This window comes from Rathayibacter sp. PhB152, from assembly GCF_003751395.1.
GTDB classification, from domain to species: domain Bacteria; phylum Actinomycetota; class Actinomycetes; order Actinomycetales; family Microbacteriaceae; genus Rathayibacter; species Rathayibacter festucae.
Window position 1 is genome coordinate 114,333 of sequence record NZ_RJUT01000008.1, and the last position, 13,443, is coordinate 127,775.

The window sequence follows — 13,443 nt, forward strand, 5'->3', positions numbered from 1 at the left end:
GGGCGGAGGGAGAGCCTCCGCTCTCCTCCGCCCCGCGCGGCAGAGCGGTGCGCTCGGGCCGAGCGCGTGGCCGTCACCGTACCGCGGCGCCCTCGAGCCGGTCCATCCGCACGCCGCCGAGCAGCTGCTCCGCCACGTGCTCCGCGTCGCGCGCGATCGCCTCGAACCGCCCGGAGCCCCAGGTGTTCAGCCACGGCAGCCCGAGGAAGTGCAGCCCGGGCACGGCGGTCGCGCCGCGCCGGTGGGTGGGATGCCCGGCGCCGTCGAAGACGCCGATCTGCATCCAGGAGTAGTCGGAGCGGAAGCCGACCGCCCAGACGATGCTGGTGATCCCGGCGGCCGCCAGATCGAGCTCCTCGATCTCGCGCTCCGGCCGCCAGACCGGCGCGTACCGGGCCTCGGTCGGCGCCGAGACACCCGAGCGCTCGATGTAGGCGTCGATGTCGTTCTTGATCGACTCGGCGACCGAGTCCGCGTAGTCGAGCGACGCCTCGGCCGTCGGCGCGAAGCGGAGCGACCCGCCGTCGACCTGCTGCAGCCGGCCGTAGAGCGTCATCCCGTCGCGCGCGAACGCCCGCAGGTCGATGTCGCGGCCGCCGCCGCGCCCGGTGACGTAGTGGTTGGTCGACTCCCGCTTGGAGAGCCCGCCCACCTGCGCGTGCACCGGCACGTCGTAGACGCCCATGTCGGCGAGCCATGCGACGCAGTCGCGGCCGCGGTAGAACCGGGCGACCCGCGGAGCCGTCCCCAGCGCCAGGTGCACGTCGCGGCCCTCGAGGAAGAGGTCCTCCGCGATCTGCGCGCCGCTCTGGCCGGAGCCGACCACGAGCACGCCACCCTCGGGCAGCGCCGCGGCCGAGCGGTAGTCGGCGGAGTGCAGCTGCACGATCGAGTCGGGTATGCGGTGCGCGACCGCCGGCAGCACCGGGCGGTGGTAGCCGCCGGTGGCGACGACGACCTGGTCCGCCGTGATCGTGCCGCGCGAGGTGACGATCTCGAAGGCCCCGTCCGCGCTCTCGCGCAGCCGGAGCACCTCGGTGTCCTCGGCCACCGGCGCGCCGAACGACTCCGCGTAGCGCCGGACCCAGGCGTGCACCTCGTCGCGCGCCATGAAGCCGTCGGGGTCGTCGCCGTCGTAGGGGTAGCCGGGCAGCCGGCACTGCCAGTTCGGCGTGACGAGGGTGAAGTTGTCCCAGCGGCGGTCGATCCAGTCGTGCGCGATCGTGTCGCGCTCGATCACGAGGTGCTCGACGCCCTGGTCGGTGAGGAGGCGGCTGATCGACAGCCCGGCCTGGCCGGCGCCGATCACGGCGACCGGGAGGTGCCGGCCGTTCTCGAGCGCGGTCATGCGCGGGCCCCCTGCGCGGACGCGGACGACGGAGCGGAGGACGGAGGGAGCGGCGGATCCATCGCCAGCACCCGCACCCGCCCGCCGTCGAAGCGCGCGGCGGCCGCGAGGATCTCCGACTCCTGCTGCAGCGCGGAGGTGCAGGCGAAGCCGAACTTCGCGCGCACCCGCTCGCTCGCCAGCCGCAGCGCCTCGGTCGAGCGCCCGACGAAGTCCTCGAGCGGGTAGCTCTCGCCCTCGGCGAGGTAGTCGTGCATCACCAGGCTCGGCGAGTAGCAGCGCTCCTCGACGCCGTCCGGCCAGCGGACGTGGAAGGTCATCTCAGGCATGGACCAGCCCTCCGCTCCAGACGCGGTCGATGTCGTAGGCGTCCGGCCGGCGGTCGCGGAGGTGGAACATCCCGCCGCGCATCGCCTCGAAGGTGCCCCGCACGTCGATGTCGGCGACCGCCATGCCCGAGCCGAGCAGCGTCGTCGCCAGGATGTTGCCGCCCGGATCGACGACCTTCGCGTTGCCCACGTAGCGGAGCGACCCGAAGGTGCCCGACTGGTTCGACGCCAGCCAGAACACCTGGTTGTCCAGGGCCCGCGCGATGTCGAACTGATTGAAGCGGTAGGTCCAGCGGTCCTCCTGCAGGTTCTCCGCCGTCGCCGTCCGCGCGGCCGGCCAGGCCGAGAGCGAGGCGATGATCTCCGCCCCGTCCAGCGCCATCGAGCGGGCCGCCTCCGGGAAGGCCTTGTCGTAGCAGATCTGCAGCCCGACCCGGCCGACCGGCGTCTCGAAGACCGAGTAGCCGGGCCCGGGCGAGTACGACATGTGCTCGCCGAGCGGCTGGTGCACCTTGCGGTAGCTGCCGTAGATCTGCCCGCCGTCGAGCAGGGCGGCCGCGTTGTAGCGGGTCTCGCCGTCCGCGTCGAGCTCGCAGAAGCCGATCGCGACCAGCAGGTCGCCGGCGATCTCCTGCACCCGGCGCAGCTCCGGCCCGTCCAGCGCGATCGCCGGGGGCATCGAGCGGGTGGTCGTCTTGACCGTGTCGCCGTGGTTGCCGAGGGAGGAGAGGTAGCCGCCGATCGCGGCCTCGGGCAGGACGAGGAACCCGACCCGCTTCTCGCGGGCCTCCTCGGCCAGCGCGGCGATGAGCGCGTAGTTCTGATCGAGGTCGCGGGTGAAGTTCGCCGCGACCGATCCGACGACGGTCATGGCGCGCGCCTAGAGGTTGTAGGTCGAGTTGATGATGGCGCCCTTGCGGGCGTAGTGGATGACGGCGTCCTGGACGTCTAGCGGGTGGCAGGGGATGGTGCCCTCGATCAGGTCCTCCTCGCGCAGGCCGTGCAGCGCCATGCCGAAGCGGCAGACGAAGACCCGGTTGCCCTCCTCGATGAAGGTCTTCAGGGCGTCGTTGATGTTCTGCTCGCCCGGGAAGCCGGAGTCGCCGACCGTCGGGAAGCCGCGGGTCGCCATCGCGTTGATCGTGCCGGGGCCGTAGAAGTAGACGGCCGACTCGAAGCCCTTGCGGGCGGCGCGGGTCGCCTGCAGGATCGCGACGAAGCTGACCGAGGACTCGTGCGCGATGCCGTGCACGAGGGTGAAGTAGGACTGGCCGGGCTCGGCCTGGTAGTCGGGGAAGACCTTGGTGGAGCCGTAGAGGTTGCTGCCCTTGGGGAGCGAGGGGTGCGCGATCTCGGAGCGCGACTTCTCGATGTTGGCGCTGATCTGCTCTTCGATGCTGGTCTGGTCGTCGGTCATGGGAACCTCCGGGGTTCGGGGAGGAGCGCGCCGGGCGGGGCGCGAGCGAGTGGTGCAGGGACAGGAGTGCCGGGTGGAACGGGCGGTGCTGTGATGCAGAGGCCGGCGTCGCTCGGGCGGGACAGAGGACGAGCGGAGCGACGGGGCCGGGTCGGGAGCGTTCGTCCCGACTGCGTCCAGTCAAGGCCGCTCGTGTTTCCGAGTGGTTTCGGCCAGAAGAAGCCTGCGTGACGCCGGGTGGGCGTCGCGTCGGCGTCGGGGCCGCCGCCGGATGTAACACGATCGCGTTCCCGATGTCATCGCTCCGAAACACCGCGTTGACCTAATGGAGGCTCACGACGTCGGACTCCGCCGTCGCGCACCGCTCGACTCGAGACTCCGAGGAGCACCATGACCGATCTGCAGACGCCCCGCCTCCGCACCGCCGATCCCGCACCCGTCTCCCCCTCCGACTCCGCCGACTCCTCCTGCGGCCCCGACGCCTGCGGCTCGGCCCCCGTCCGCCGCACCGGCTCCTCCGCCCTGCGCACCCGCGTCGACATCGCCCTGCAGGGCATCCGCGTCGACGCCCCCGTGCACCGCGAGGCCGGCGCCGGCCCGAGCGACGACGGGCACGTGATGCTCGGCGGGCTCGGCGCCGCCATCCCGGTGAACCCGAAGAGCCCCTACGCCGTGACCAACGGACGCCTCCTGCTCGACGGCGCCGACATCGGCCTCGACGTCGAGCCGGTGAAGCGCCCGCGCTTCTACGACCTGAGCACCGCCGACGGTGTCTCCTACGAGAAGATCGCCCGCCTGCACGGCCGGAACATCCTGGCCACCACCGTCGTGCAGACCTGCATGCGCTACGACGAGGCCGAGCGCTGCCGCTTCTGCGCGATCGAGGCCTCGCTCGCCAACGACTCGACCATCGCGGTGAAGACCCCGGCGCAGCTCGCCGAGGTCGCCGAGGCGGCCGCCCGGCTCGACGGCATCCGCCAGATGGTGATGACCACCGGCACCTCCAAGGGCCGCGACCGGGGCGCCCGGCACCTCGCCCGTTGCGTCCGCGCGGTGCTCCAGGCCGTCCCCGGACTGCCGATCCAGGTGCAGTGCGAGCCGCCGGAGGACCTCGCCGCCCTGCAGGAGCTCAAGGACGCCGGCGCCCTCTCGATCGGCATCCACATCGAGTCGATGGACGACGACATCCGCCGCCGCTGGACCCCCGGCAAGGCCCGGGTCTCGACTGCGAAGTACTGGGAGGCCTGGGACGAGGCGGTGCGGATCTTCGGCCGCAACCAGGTCTCGACGTACCTCCTCGTCGGCCTCGGCGAGGACCCGGACGAGCTGGTCGCCAGCGCCGGCGAGCTGATCGAGCGCGGGATCTACCCGTTCGTGGTGCCGTTCCGGCCGCTCAAGGGGACGCTCGCGACGGAGGTGGACCACGTCCTGCCGCCGGCCGGCTCGCTGCTGGAGAAGGTGAGCGAGCAGGTCGCCGCGCTGCTGATCGCCGCCGGGATGCTCTCCTCCGGGCAGAAGGCGGGCTGCGCGGCCTGCGGTGCCTGCGGCGTGCTGAAGACCGCCGGCGCCTGATGGAGCTCTCGATCCTCGAGGGGGTCCGCACGGTCGCGCAGGCCGCCCGCGAGACCTTCGTGGTCGTGGTCGCCGATACTGCCGAGACCGCCGCCTACCGGGCGCTGCGCCGCGAGGTGTTCGTCGACGAGCAGGGCCTCTTCGATGCCGACGACCGCGACGCGCTCGACGAGGATCCGCGCACCGTCGTGCTGGTCGCCCGCTCGGCCGACGGCGTGCTCGGCGGGGTGCGGATCGCGCCCGCGCTCGAGCAGGACCTCGGCTGGTGGAGCGGCAGTCGGCTGGTCGTCCGCCGCAGCGCCCGCGGCGGCGCCGGCATCGGGGCCGCGCTGGTGCGCGCCGCCTGCGCCGAGGCCGAGGCGCGCGGCGTGATCCGCTTCGAGGCGACGGTGCAGACGCAGAACGAGGTGCTCTTCCGCCGGCTCGGCTGGGATCGCCTCGGCGCCGTCGAGGTCGCGGGGACTGCCCACGTGCGGATGCGCTGGCCGATCGACCGGTTCGACCGGCTCGCCCGCGGCGCGAAGGCGGCTCTCGGTCCGCTGCTCGACGCCTTCGCCGGCCAGCTCGGCGGCCCGGGCTTCCGCGGCGACGACGGCGCCCCCGTCCCCGGCTCCGACCTCGTCGCCGTCTGCGACGCGATCGTCCCCTCGATGGTCGAGCGCGACCCGGAGTGGGCCGGCTGGTGCTCGGTGCTCGTCAACGTCAACGACCTCACGGCCATGGGCGCGGATCCGGTCGGCCTGCTCGACGCGGTCGGCGCGCGCGACGCCTCCTTCGCCGCCCGCATCCTCCGCGGACTGCGCGCCGGCGCCGAGGCCTGGGGCGTGCCGCTGCTCGGCGGGCACACCCAGCTCGGCGTCCCGGCCGCGCTCTCCGTCACCGGCCTCGGCCGCACCGCGCGCCCGGTTCCGGGCAGCGCCCCGATCGGCCACGAGCTGAGCCTGACCGCCGACCTCGCCGGCGGCTGGCGCCCGGGCTACGCGGGACTGCAGTGGGACTCGACCTCGGGCCGCTCACCGGAGGTGCTGCGGGCGCTCGCGGCGAGCGTCGGCGCCGGCGCGCCCGACGGCGCGAAGGACGTCAGCATGGCCGGCCTCGTCGGCACCGTCGGCATGCTCGCCGAGGCGTCCGGCGCGGGCGCCGAGCTCGAGGTCGCCGCGATCCCCCGCCCCGCCGCCGCGGGCCTGGCCGACTGGCTCTCCTGCTTCCCCGGCTTCACGATGCTCACCGCCGACCGCCCCGGCGCCTCCCGCATGGGCACGCCGCACACGACGACCGCCGCCATCGGCCGCGTCGTCCCCGGCGAGGGCGTCACCCTCCGCTGGCCCGACGGCGAGACCACCCCCGCGATCACCGCCGCCGTCACCCACCTCGGCCCCGCCTGACCCCCGCGGTCCGCGCACAACATCAGCTGAGAGTGGTCGGCCTCGGCTGACAGAGGAGGCCTATCCTTCTCAGCTGATGTTCTGCGGCGGTATCCGTTTGAGCCGCCGCCGCGCGGGTACCGGAGGTCTGCACGCGCGTCCGCGACCCCTGCGGACGCCTCCGACCGAGAGGTGACCGTGACCATCGACACCGCGACCCCCGCCGCCGGCACGACCGGCGCCACCGCCGATCTCGCCGCCGACGCCGTCTCCCGCGCCCGCGCCGCCTTCCCCGCCTGGGCCGCCACCGCGCCCGCCGAGCGCGGCGCCCTGCTGCGCGCCGCCGCCCACCGCGTGGCCGCCCGCGAGCAGGAGCTCGCCGACCTCAACACCGAGGAGACCGGCAAGCCCGCCGGCGACGCCCTCGGCGGCGTTCGCGCCGGCGTCGACACCCTGCTGCAGTACGCCGAGCTCGGCCCCCTGCACCGCGGCAAGAGCCTGCGCGGCGGCGCCCTCAACGTCGACCTCGCCCTGCCGCACCCGCGCGGCGTGGTCCTCGCGCTCACCCCCTGGAACGACCCGGTCGCCGTCGCCGCCGGCCTGCTCGGCGCCGCGATCGTCTCCGGCGACGTCGTCGTGCACAAGCCCAGCGAGCGCAGCCCCGGCACCGGCGCGCTCTTCACCCGCCTGCTCGCCGAGGCCCTGCCCGAGGGCGTGCTGACCCTCGTCGAGGGTGACGGCGCTGTGGGCGACGCCCTGGCCCGCACCGACGGCGTCGACGTCCTCGCGCACGTCGGCTCGACCGCCACCGGCCGCGCCCTGGCCCGGATCGCCGCCGTCACCGGCGCCCACACCATCCTCGAGAACGGCGGCAACGACGCGCTCGTCGTCGACCGCGACGTCGACCCGGTCTGGGCCGCCGAGCAGGCCGCCCTCGGCGCCTTCGCCAACGCGGGCCAGATCTGCACCTCCGTCGAGCGGATCTACGTGCACCGCGACGTCGCCGAGGCCTTCACCGCCGCGCTGGTCGTCGAGGCCGAGCGATGGCGCGACGGCCCGCTCCCCCGCCTGGTCGACGCGCGGATGCGCGACGCCGTGCACGAGCACGTCACCTCCGCCGTCCGCGACGGCGCCCGCATCCTCACCGGCGGCGAGCCCGGCGACGGCACCTTCTACCCCGCCACCGTCCTCGCCGACTGCACCGACGAGATGCTGGTGATGACCGAGGAGACCTTCGGCCCCGTCGCCCCCGTCCTCGTCGTCGACGACTTCGACGAGGCGCTCACCCGCGCCGCCACAGGCCCCTACGGCCTCGCGGCCACCGTCCTCACCGCCGACATGGAGCACGCGCACCGCGCCGCGGCGACCCTCCCGGTCGGCACCGTGAAGATCAACGGCGTCTTCGGCGGCGCCCCCGGCGGCAGCGCGCAGCCCCGCGGCACCAGCGGCTCGGGCTTCGGCTACGGCCCGGAGCTGCTCGACGAGATGACCACCACCACGGTCGTGCACTTCGGCCTCCCCGTCCTCCCCGGCGCCGGGCGATGAGCCTCGAGGGCTCCGCGCTCCAGCGGGCGAGCGCGCTGATCGCGCACGTGCGCGAGCGGCCGCCGGTCGTCGCCGTGGTCGGCGACCTCATCCTCGACTCGTGGTGGCTCGGCGAGGCCGAGCGGGTGACCCGCGAGGCGCCCGCCCCGGTGCTGCGCCTCGAGGACGTCGTCGACGTCGCCGGGGGCGCGGCCAACACCGCGGCGAACCTCTGCGCGCTCGGCGCCGTGGTCCGCACGGTCGGAGTCGCCGGCCGCGACCCCGAGGGCGACCGCCTCCTCGCCGCGCTCGAGCGCGCGGGCCTGGACACCGGCGCGATCGTCCGGAGCGACGCCGCGACCACGATCAAGACCCGCGTCGTCGGCGGCGACAGCGTGATGCTGCGCGTCGACTCCGGCCCGCACCGCCCGTCCGACCGCGAGCTGTACGAGCTCGCCGAGGCCGCCGTCCGCGCGGCCGACGGCGCCGACGCCGTGCTCGTCTGCGACTACGGCTCCGGGATCCTCCGCGAGGCCGTCGAGCGCGTGCTCGCCGCGCAGCGCCCCGGCCTCCTCGTGATCGACGCGCACGAGCTCGCCGACTGGGCCTTCGCGGCCCCCGACCTGGTCACCCCGAACGCCAAGGAGGCGGAGCGACTCCTCGGCACCCCGCTCGGCCGCGGCACCGAGCGCGCCGCCGCCGTCCGCGCCGCGGCCCAGAGGCTCCGCGAGCGCTCCGGCGCCCGCCACGTCGTGGTCACCCTCGACCGCGACGGCTCGACCGCCCTCGACGCCGACGGAACCGTCAGCCGCACCTTCGCGCAGCCCGCGGAGGAGAAGCAGGCTTCGGGAGCCGGCGACACCTTCGCCGCCACCGCGACCCTCGCCCTCGCCGCCGGCCGCTCGCTGGCGACCGCCGTCGACCTGGCGCAGGCCGCGGCCGACGTCGTCGTGCAGCGCCCCGGCACCTCCGTCTGCACCGCGGACGACCTCCTCGCCTCGCTCGCCGCGCCCGGCGCCGTCGTGCTCGGCGAGGACGGGCTGGTCGAGGTGCTCGCCGAGGAGGCGCGCCGCGGCCGCCGCATCGTCTTCACCAACGGCTGCTTCGACGTGCTGCACCGCGGCCACACCGCCTACCTCCGCCAGGCGCGCGAGCTCGGCGACGTGCTGGTCGTCGCCGTGAACGACGACGACTCCGTCCGCCGGCTGAAGGGCGAGGGCCGCCCGATCAACCCCGAGGGCGACCGCGCGGGCGTCATCGCCGAGCTGGGCTGCGTCGACTACGTCACGCTCTTCAGCGGCGACACCCCGATCCCGCTGCTCGAGCGCGTGCAGCCCGACGTCTACGTGAAGGGCGGCGACTACGCCCCCGACATGCTCGCGGAGGCGGTGGTCGTCCGCTCCTACGGCGGCACCGTCACCACCGTGGGCTACGTCTCCGAGCACTCGACGACCGAGATGGTCCAGCGCATCCGCTCGTCGTCGGCGCCGTGAGCAGCCGGCGCTGGTCGGGGCTCTGGGGGCGCGACCTGCCCCCGGAGACCCCGGCCGTCGACGTCCTGATCCCGACGGCCGGCCGCTCGGCCGAGCTGGCGGCGACCCTCGCGGGCCTCGCGGCGCAGGACGACCCGCCGTTCCGCGTCGTCGTCAGCGACCAGTCGGACGCCGCGGTGACGGAGACGGGCCCGACCGTCGTCTCGATGCTGCGGATCCTCGCCGCGCAGGGCCGCGCTCCGCTCGTGCGCCGGCACCTCCCCCGCCGCGGCCTCGCGGAGCAGCGGCACTACCTGCTCTCGCTCGCGACCGCCCCCGCTGTCCTCTACCTCGACGACGACGTCTGGCTCGAGCCGGGCACGCTGGCGCGGCTGCATGAGGCGCTCGACCGCCTCGGCTGCGGGTTCGTCGGCTCGGCCGTGCAGGGCCTGTCCTACCTCGGCGACGAGCGGCCGCACGAGCAGACCGCCTTCGAGCCCTGGGACGACGGCGTGCAGCCCGAGCGGATCCGGCGCGGCACGCCGGAGTTCGAGCGCTGGCCGCTGCACAACGCCGCGAACCTCACCCACGTCGCCGCCCGCCTCGACGTGCCGGAAGGCGCCTGGCGCGCCTACCGCGTCGCCTGGCTCGGCGCGTGCGTGCTCTACCGTCGCGAGGCGCTCGTCGCCTGCGGCGGCTTCGACTTCTGGGAGCAGCTGCCCCCGGAGCACAGCGGCGAGGACGTCGCCGCGCAGTGGCGCGTCATGGAGCGCTTCGGTGGCGCGGGGCTCGTCCCCAGCGGCGCCGTGCACCTCGAGACGCCCACGACGGTCACCGACCGGCGCGTGGACGCCTTCGACCGGCTCTTCACCGAAGAGCACCAGCACTGACCGAACGACGAAAGGACAGCACGATGGATGCACCCAACCCGATCCAGGTCCAGAAGTACCTCTCCGGGATCGACTACCCGGCCTCGAAGGACACGATCGTCGAGACCGCCGAGAAGGAGGGCGCCGACAGCGACGTCCTCGACGCGCTCCGCGCCATCCCCGAGGGCGACTACGACAAGCCCACCGACGTGAGCTCCGCCGTCTCGAACGTCTGACCCCCTCCGCGAGATGCCACTTGTGAGCGCGACACGCCGTGTCGCCCGCTCACAAGTGGCATCTCGCACGTGGAGGTCGCACCTGCGGTGCGGCTCCCCTCCGTGCTGACCGAGCAGCACCGCGTCACGATGCGAGGTCGCACCTCCGGCGCGGCTGCCCCTTCATGCTGGTCGAGCAGCACCGCGCCACGATGAGAGGTCGCACCTCCGGCGCGGCTGCCCCTTCATGCTGGTCGAGTAGCCCCGCCCGCAAGACGATCTCAGGTCGCACCTCCGGTGCGGCTGCCCATCCATGCTGGTCGAGTAGCCCCGCAGGGGCGTATCGAGACCCACCGTCCTCAGCACGACGGTCTGCAGACCGGTCTCCTGACGCAGGTGGATCTCGATACGCCCGCTGCGCGGGCTACTCGATCAGCATGAGGGCCCCAGTCGGACGAGCAGCCCTCTCGGAAGAGGCCCCGCCCACCCATGCTGGTCGAGTAGCCGTCCGCAGGACGGCGTATCGAGACCCCGCCCCGCCCGCACTCAGGCCGAGACGGCCTCGCGCTCACGCAGCACACCGGACTCCAGCGCCGCGAACGAGAGCACCTTGTAGCCCTCGGACTCGAAGAAGATCGTCGCGCGGTCGTCCTCGACGCTCATGACGGTCCCCGCACCCCACTCGCGGTGCTCGACGGCCTCGTCGACGCTCAGCGGCGCCTCGGAGGGAGCAGCGGACGCCGCTTCGTCGGCCGCCTCCTGGCGCGCCTCGTGCCGCTCGCAGCCGTCGCAGTTGCCGCACCACTCCGGACCCTCGACGCCGAAGTAGTCCAGCAGCACGCGCCGCCGGCACTGCGAGGTCTCCGCATAGGCCCGCATCATCGACAGCCGCGACTCCGCGATGCGCTCGCGGGAGGAGAGCTCCTCCTTCACCGCGCGGACCGCGTCGTCGCCGCTCGCGTCACTCACGGCCCGCAGGCCGCCCTCGGTCTCGAGCAGGTCGGCCTCGGCGAGATCGTTCACCAGTCGCGCGACGGTGCGCGGCGACTTGCCCAGCGCCTCCGCCAGCTCGTCGACCTGCACGCCCGGCTTGTCCGACACGGCCGCCCACACCACCCGCAGCGCGGCCGGCTCGACCCGGCGCTTGGCGAAGAAGCGCCGCAGCCCCAGATCCTCGAGCCGGTAGTGCAGCGCACCGGTGGCCGGCTCGCCGTCGCGCCCCGAGCGCCCGATCTCCTGGTAGTAGGCGTCCAGCGACTCGGTCGTCGTCGCGTGCAGCACGTAGCGCACGTCGGCGCGGTCGATCCCCATCCCGAAGGCGGAGGTGGCGATCACCACGTCGAGCTCGCCGTCGCGCCAGCGCTCGTGCACCTCGCGCCGCTCGCTCGTCCTGAGCCCGGCGTGATAGGCCGCGACGCTCCGGCCCGAGGCAGCGATCTCCGCCGCGTAGGTCTCGGTCTCCTTGCGCGTGGCGACGTAGACGAGCCCCGGCGCCGTCCAGCTGCGCGCCTCCTCGACCACGGCCGCGCGCTTCTCGTTCTCGCTCTCGTGGCGGTGCACCACGAGGCGGATCTCGGGGCGGTCGACGCCGTGCACCTGCACCTCGGGGTCGGTCATGCCGAGCCGGTCGATGATCTCCTCGCGCACCGGCCGGGAGGCGGTGGCCGTCATCGCGAGCACCGGCGGATCGCCCAGCGCACTGCGGACGTCCTTCAGCCGCAGGTAGTCCGGGCGGAAGTCGTGGCCCCAGGAGGAGACGCAGTGCGCCTCGTCGACGACCAGGAGCGAGACGCCTGCCGCGGCGAGCCGCGCGACGTTCTCCTCCTTGGCCAGCTGCTCCGGAGCGAGCAGCACGTACAGCGGGCCGCCCTCGTCGATGCGCTCCCAGGCCCGCGCGACGGCGGCGGTACCCTGCGCGGAGTTGATGGCGACGGCGGGCGGCGCGGCCGGCGCGGCCTCGATCGAGGCGAGCTGGTCGGCCTGCAGCGCGACGAGCGGCGAGACGACGAGCACGACGCCCCCGCGCTCGGCGCCGGCGATCTGGTACACGGCGGACTTGCCGCCGCCCGTGGCGAGCACGAGCAGCGTGTCCCGGCCCGCGGCGGCCGACTCGATGGCCTCGCGCTGCCCCGGCAGCAGCGACGTCCAGCCGAAGTCCTCGCGAGCGATGCGGTCGATGGTGCCGCGCGTGCTCTTCGCCGCCGCGGTCTTCTTCGCGGGAGCGGCCTTCGCGCCGGTCGTCTTCGCAGCGCTCGCCTTCACGCCGGTCGTCTTCGCAGCGCTCTTCGTCGCGGTGGCCTTCTTCGCGGTGGCCTTCTTCGCGGTGGCCTTCTTCACGGTGGTCTTCTTCGCCGGAGCGACCTTCGCAGTGGCCTTCTTCGCAGCGCTCGTCTCCGCCGTGGCGGTCGTCGCTGCGGTCTTCGTCGCGCTGCTCTTCTCGGCGGCGGCGGTCTTCGTGGCAGTGCTCTTGGTCGTGGCGGTGGTATCGGAACTGCGGGTCGTGCGGGACGAGCTCATGCTTCGACGCTACGACTCCGTCCCCGTCGAGCGTCTCCACTTGACAGCTCCAGGGAGCACGGTGAAGCCACCGCCCCGCCCCGTGCCGGTCGCAGAGCGCCGGAGCGCCACCATGCCGGTCGCAGAGCGCCGGAGCGCCACCATGCCGGTCGAGTAGCGCCGCCGGCGCGTATCGAGACCCACCGCCCTCAGAAGGGCGGGCCTGCAGACTCCTGTTCCGACGCTGGTGGATCTCGATACGCCCGCTCCACGGGCTACTCGATCAGCATGAGGACAGCTGCTCGATCCGCAGGAAGGCAGCAGCTCGATCGGCGGAGACACAGCGCCCAATCATGCCGGTCGAGCAGCCCCGCAGGGGCGTATCGAGACCGGCCGCTCCCCGACGGTGTCAAGACCCTGACGCCCGCCGCCGCCCGCATGCTCCGATGGACACTCCGACGAGAGGAGCCCCCGTGCCCGAGAACGTGAACGAGGACCTGCCCGAGCAGGAGTCCGACCTGACCCCGAACACCGGCGGCGCCCAGACCGTGCTGCCCGGCGAGGACGCGTCCGACGCGAGCGCCGCGGGCGCCGCATCCGGCGGAACCGCGATCGACCGCGGCGTCTCCGACACCGTCACCGACGCCGACAGCGGAGGCGACACCGTCTCGGGCGACGCCGGCGTCCCCGACGACGACGCCACCGACGCCCCCGTCACCACGGACTGACCCCCCCTCCGGGGGGGGGGGCGGGGGGGGGGGGCCCCCCCCCCGGGGGGGGGGGGGGGCGGGGGGACCGCCCGCCGGGGCGGGCCCGCGCCCCCCCCCCCGCCGGGGG

The 13,443-nt window shown here is 74.2% G+C and carries 12 protein-coding genes; 7 read left to right on the forward strand and 5 right to left on the reverse strand.

Annotated features, from left to right (window positions below):
- Positions 1 to 73: 73 nt before the first annotated feature.
- Genes EDF36_RS17735 through EDF36_RS17750 form a run of 4 tightly spaced genes read right to left on the reverse strand, consistent with a single transcriptional unit; the run spans position 74 to position 3,094 of the window.
- Positions 74 to 1,348 (reverse strand): MSMEG_0569 family flavin-dependent oxidoreductase, encoded by a 1,275-nt coding sequence (locus EDF36_RS17735; RefSeq protein WP_123734003.1) that lies wholly within the window; start codon positions 1,346 to 1,348, stop codon positions 74 to 76.
- Positions 1,345 to 1,677 (reverse strand): MSMEG_0570 family nitrogen starvation response protein, encoded by a 333-nt coding sequence (locus EDF36_RS17740; RefSeq protein WP_123734004.1) that lies wholly within the window; start codon positions 1,675 to 1,677, stop codon positions 1,345 to 1,347. Before EDF36_RS17740 ends, EDF36_RS17735 begins: the two co-directional genes overlap by 4 nt.
- A complete protein-coding gene (locus EDF36_RS17745; protein ID WP_123734005.1) occupies positions 1,670 to 2,548 on the reverse strand; it encodes a carbon-nitrogen hydrolase family protein in 879 nt (292 codons plus the stop codon). The genes EDF36_RS17740 and EDF36_RS17745 overlap by 8 nt, the downstream gene beginning before the upstream one ends.
- Before the next feature lie 9 nt (positions 2,549 to 2,557).
- Positions 2,558 to 3,094 carry an MSMEG_0572/Sll0783 family nitrogen starvation response protein gene (locus EDF36_RS17750; RefSeq protein WP_123734006.1) on the reverse strand — a complete coding sequence of 179 codons (537 nt, stop codon included), beginning with the start codon at positions 3,092 to 3,094 and terminating at the stop codon, positions 2,558 to 2,560.
- Positions 3,095 to 3,484: 390 nt separating this feature from the next.
- Here EDF36_RS17750 and EDF36_RS17755 point away from each other — a divergent pair, with 390 nt between their 5' ends.
- The 6 genes from EDF36_RS17755 (at position 3,485) to EDF36_RS17780 (ending at position 10,131) form a co-directional block, all read left to right on the forward strand.
- Positions 3,485 to 4,666 carry an MSMEG_0568 family radical SAM protein gene (locus EDF36_RS17755; RefSeq protein ID WP_123734007.1) on the forward strand — a complete coding sequence of 394 codons (1,182 nt, stop codon included), beginning with the start codon at positions 3,485 to 3,487 and terminating at the stop codon, positions 4,664 to 4,666.
- The gene (locus tag EDF36_RS17760; RefSeq protein WP_123734008.1) at positions 4,666 to 6,051 is read left to right on the forward strand and encodes an MSMEG_0567/sll0787 family protein; all 1,386 of its coding nucleotides are present in this window, start codon (positions 4,666 to 4,668) and stop codon (positions 6,049 to 6,051) included. The genes EDF36_RS17755 and EDF36_RS17760 overlap by 1 nt, the downstream gene beginning before the upstream one ends.
- A gap of 177 nt (positions 6,052 to 6,228) precedes the next feature.
- On the forward strand, positions 6,229 to 7,575 hold the full coding sequence (locus tag EDF36_RS17765) for an aldehyde dehydrogenase (protein ID WP_397459914.1): 1,347 nt from the start codon (positions 6,229 to 6,231) through the stop codon (positions 7,573 to 7,575).
- Entirely contained in the window at positions 7,572 to 9,047 is a 1,476-nt protein-coding gene (gene rfaE2, locus EDF36_RS17770) for a D-glycero-beta-D-manno-heptose 1-phosphate adenylyltransferase (RefSeq protein WP_123734010.1), read from the forward strand. Before EDF36_RS17765 ends, rfaE2 begins: the two co-directional genes overlap by 4 nt.
- Positions 9,044 to 9,916 carry a glycosyltransferase family 2 protein gene (locus EDF36_RS17775; protein WP_221181685.1) on the forward strand — a complete coding sequence of 291 codons (873 nt, stop codon included), beginning with the start codon at positions 9,044 to 9,046 and terminating at the stop codon, positions 9,914 to 9,916. The genes rfaE2 and EDF36_RS17775 overlap by 4 nt, the downstream gene beginning before the upstream one ends.
- A 23-nt stretch (positions 9,917 to 9,939) precedes the next feature.
- The gene (locus tag EDF36_RS17780) at positions 9,940 to 10,131 is read left to right on the forward strand and encodes a DUF2795 domain-containing protein (RefSeq protein WP_123447964.1); all 192 of its coding nucleotides are present in this window, start codon (positions 9,940 to 9,942) and stop codon (positions 10,129 to 10,131) included.
- A gap of 525 nt (positions 10,132 to 10,656) precedes the next feature.
- Here the strand turns inward: EDF36_RS17780 and EDF36_RS17785 are convergent.
- The gene (locus tag EDF36_RS17785) at positions 10,657 to 12,627 is read right to left on the reverse strand and encodes a RecQ family ATP-dependent DNA helicase (RefSeq protein WP_123734011.1); all 1,971 of its coding nucleotides are present in this window, start codon (positions 12,625 to 12,627) and stop codon (positions 10,657 to 10,659) included.
- 452 nt (positions 12,628 to 13,079) lie between these two features.
- On the opposite strand from EDF36_RS17785, the gene EDF36_RS17790 reads away from it, so the two are divergent.
- Positions 13,080 to 13,334, forward strand: coding sequence for a hypothetical protein (locus tag EDF36_RS17790; RefSeq protein ID WP_123734012.1), 255 nt, complete (start codon positions 13,080 to 13,082; stop codon positions 13,332 to 13,334).
- Positions 13,335 to 13,443: the final 109 nt, after the last annotated feature.

What these genes read in the sequence shown, in the direction of transcription:
- EDF36_RS17735 (WP_123734003.1), bottom strand. Translation starts at nt 1,348, where the DNA reads ATGACCGCGCTCGAGAACGGCCGGCACCTCCCGGTCGCCGTGATCGGC.
- EDF36_RS17740 (WP_123734004.1), bottom strand. Translation starts at nt 1,677, where the DNA reads ATGCCTGAGATGACCTTCCACGTCCGCTGGCCGGACGGCGTCGAGGAG.
- EDF36_RS17745 (WP_123734005.1), bottom strand. Translation starts at nt 2,548, where the DNA reads ATGACCGTCGTCGGATCGGTCGCGGCGAACTTCACCCGCGACCTCGAT.
- EDF36_RS17750 (WP_123734006.1), bottom strand. Translation starts at nt 3,094, where the DNA reads ATGACCGACGACCAGACCAGCATCGAAGAGCAGATCAGCGCCAACATC.
- EDF36_RS17755 (WP_123734007.1), top strand. Translation starts at nt 3,485, where the DNA reads ATGACCGATCTGCAGACGCCCCGCCTCCGCACCGCCGATCCCGCACCC.
- EDF36_RS17760 (WP_123734008.1), top strand. Translation starts at nt 4,666, where the DNA reads ATGGAGCTCTCGATCCTCGAGGGGGTCCGCACGGTCGCGCAGGCCGCC.
- rfaE2 (WP_123734010.1), top strand. Translation starts at nt 7,572, where the DNA reads ATGAGCCTCGAGGGCTCCGCGCTCCAGCGGGCGAGCGCGCTGATCGCG.
- EDF36_RS17780 (WP_123447964.1), top strand. Translation starts at nt 9,940, where the DNA reads ATGGATGCACCCAACCCGATCCAGGTCCAGAAGTACCTCTCCGGGATC.
- EDF36_RS17785 (WP_123734011.1), bottom strand. Translation starts at nt 12,627, where the DNA reads ATGAGCTCGTCCCGCACGACCCGCAGTTCCGATACCACCGCCACGACC.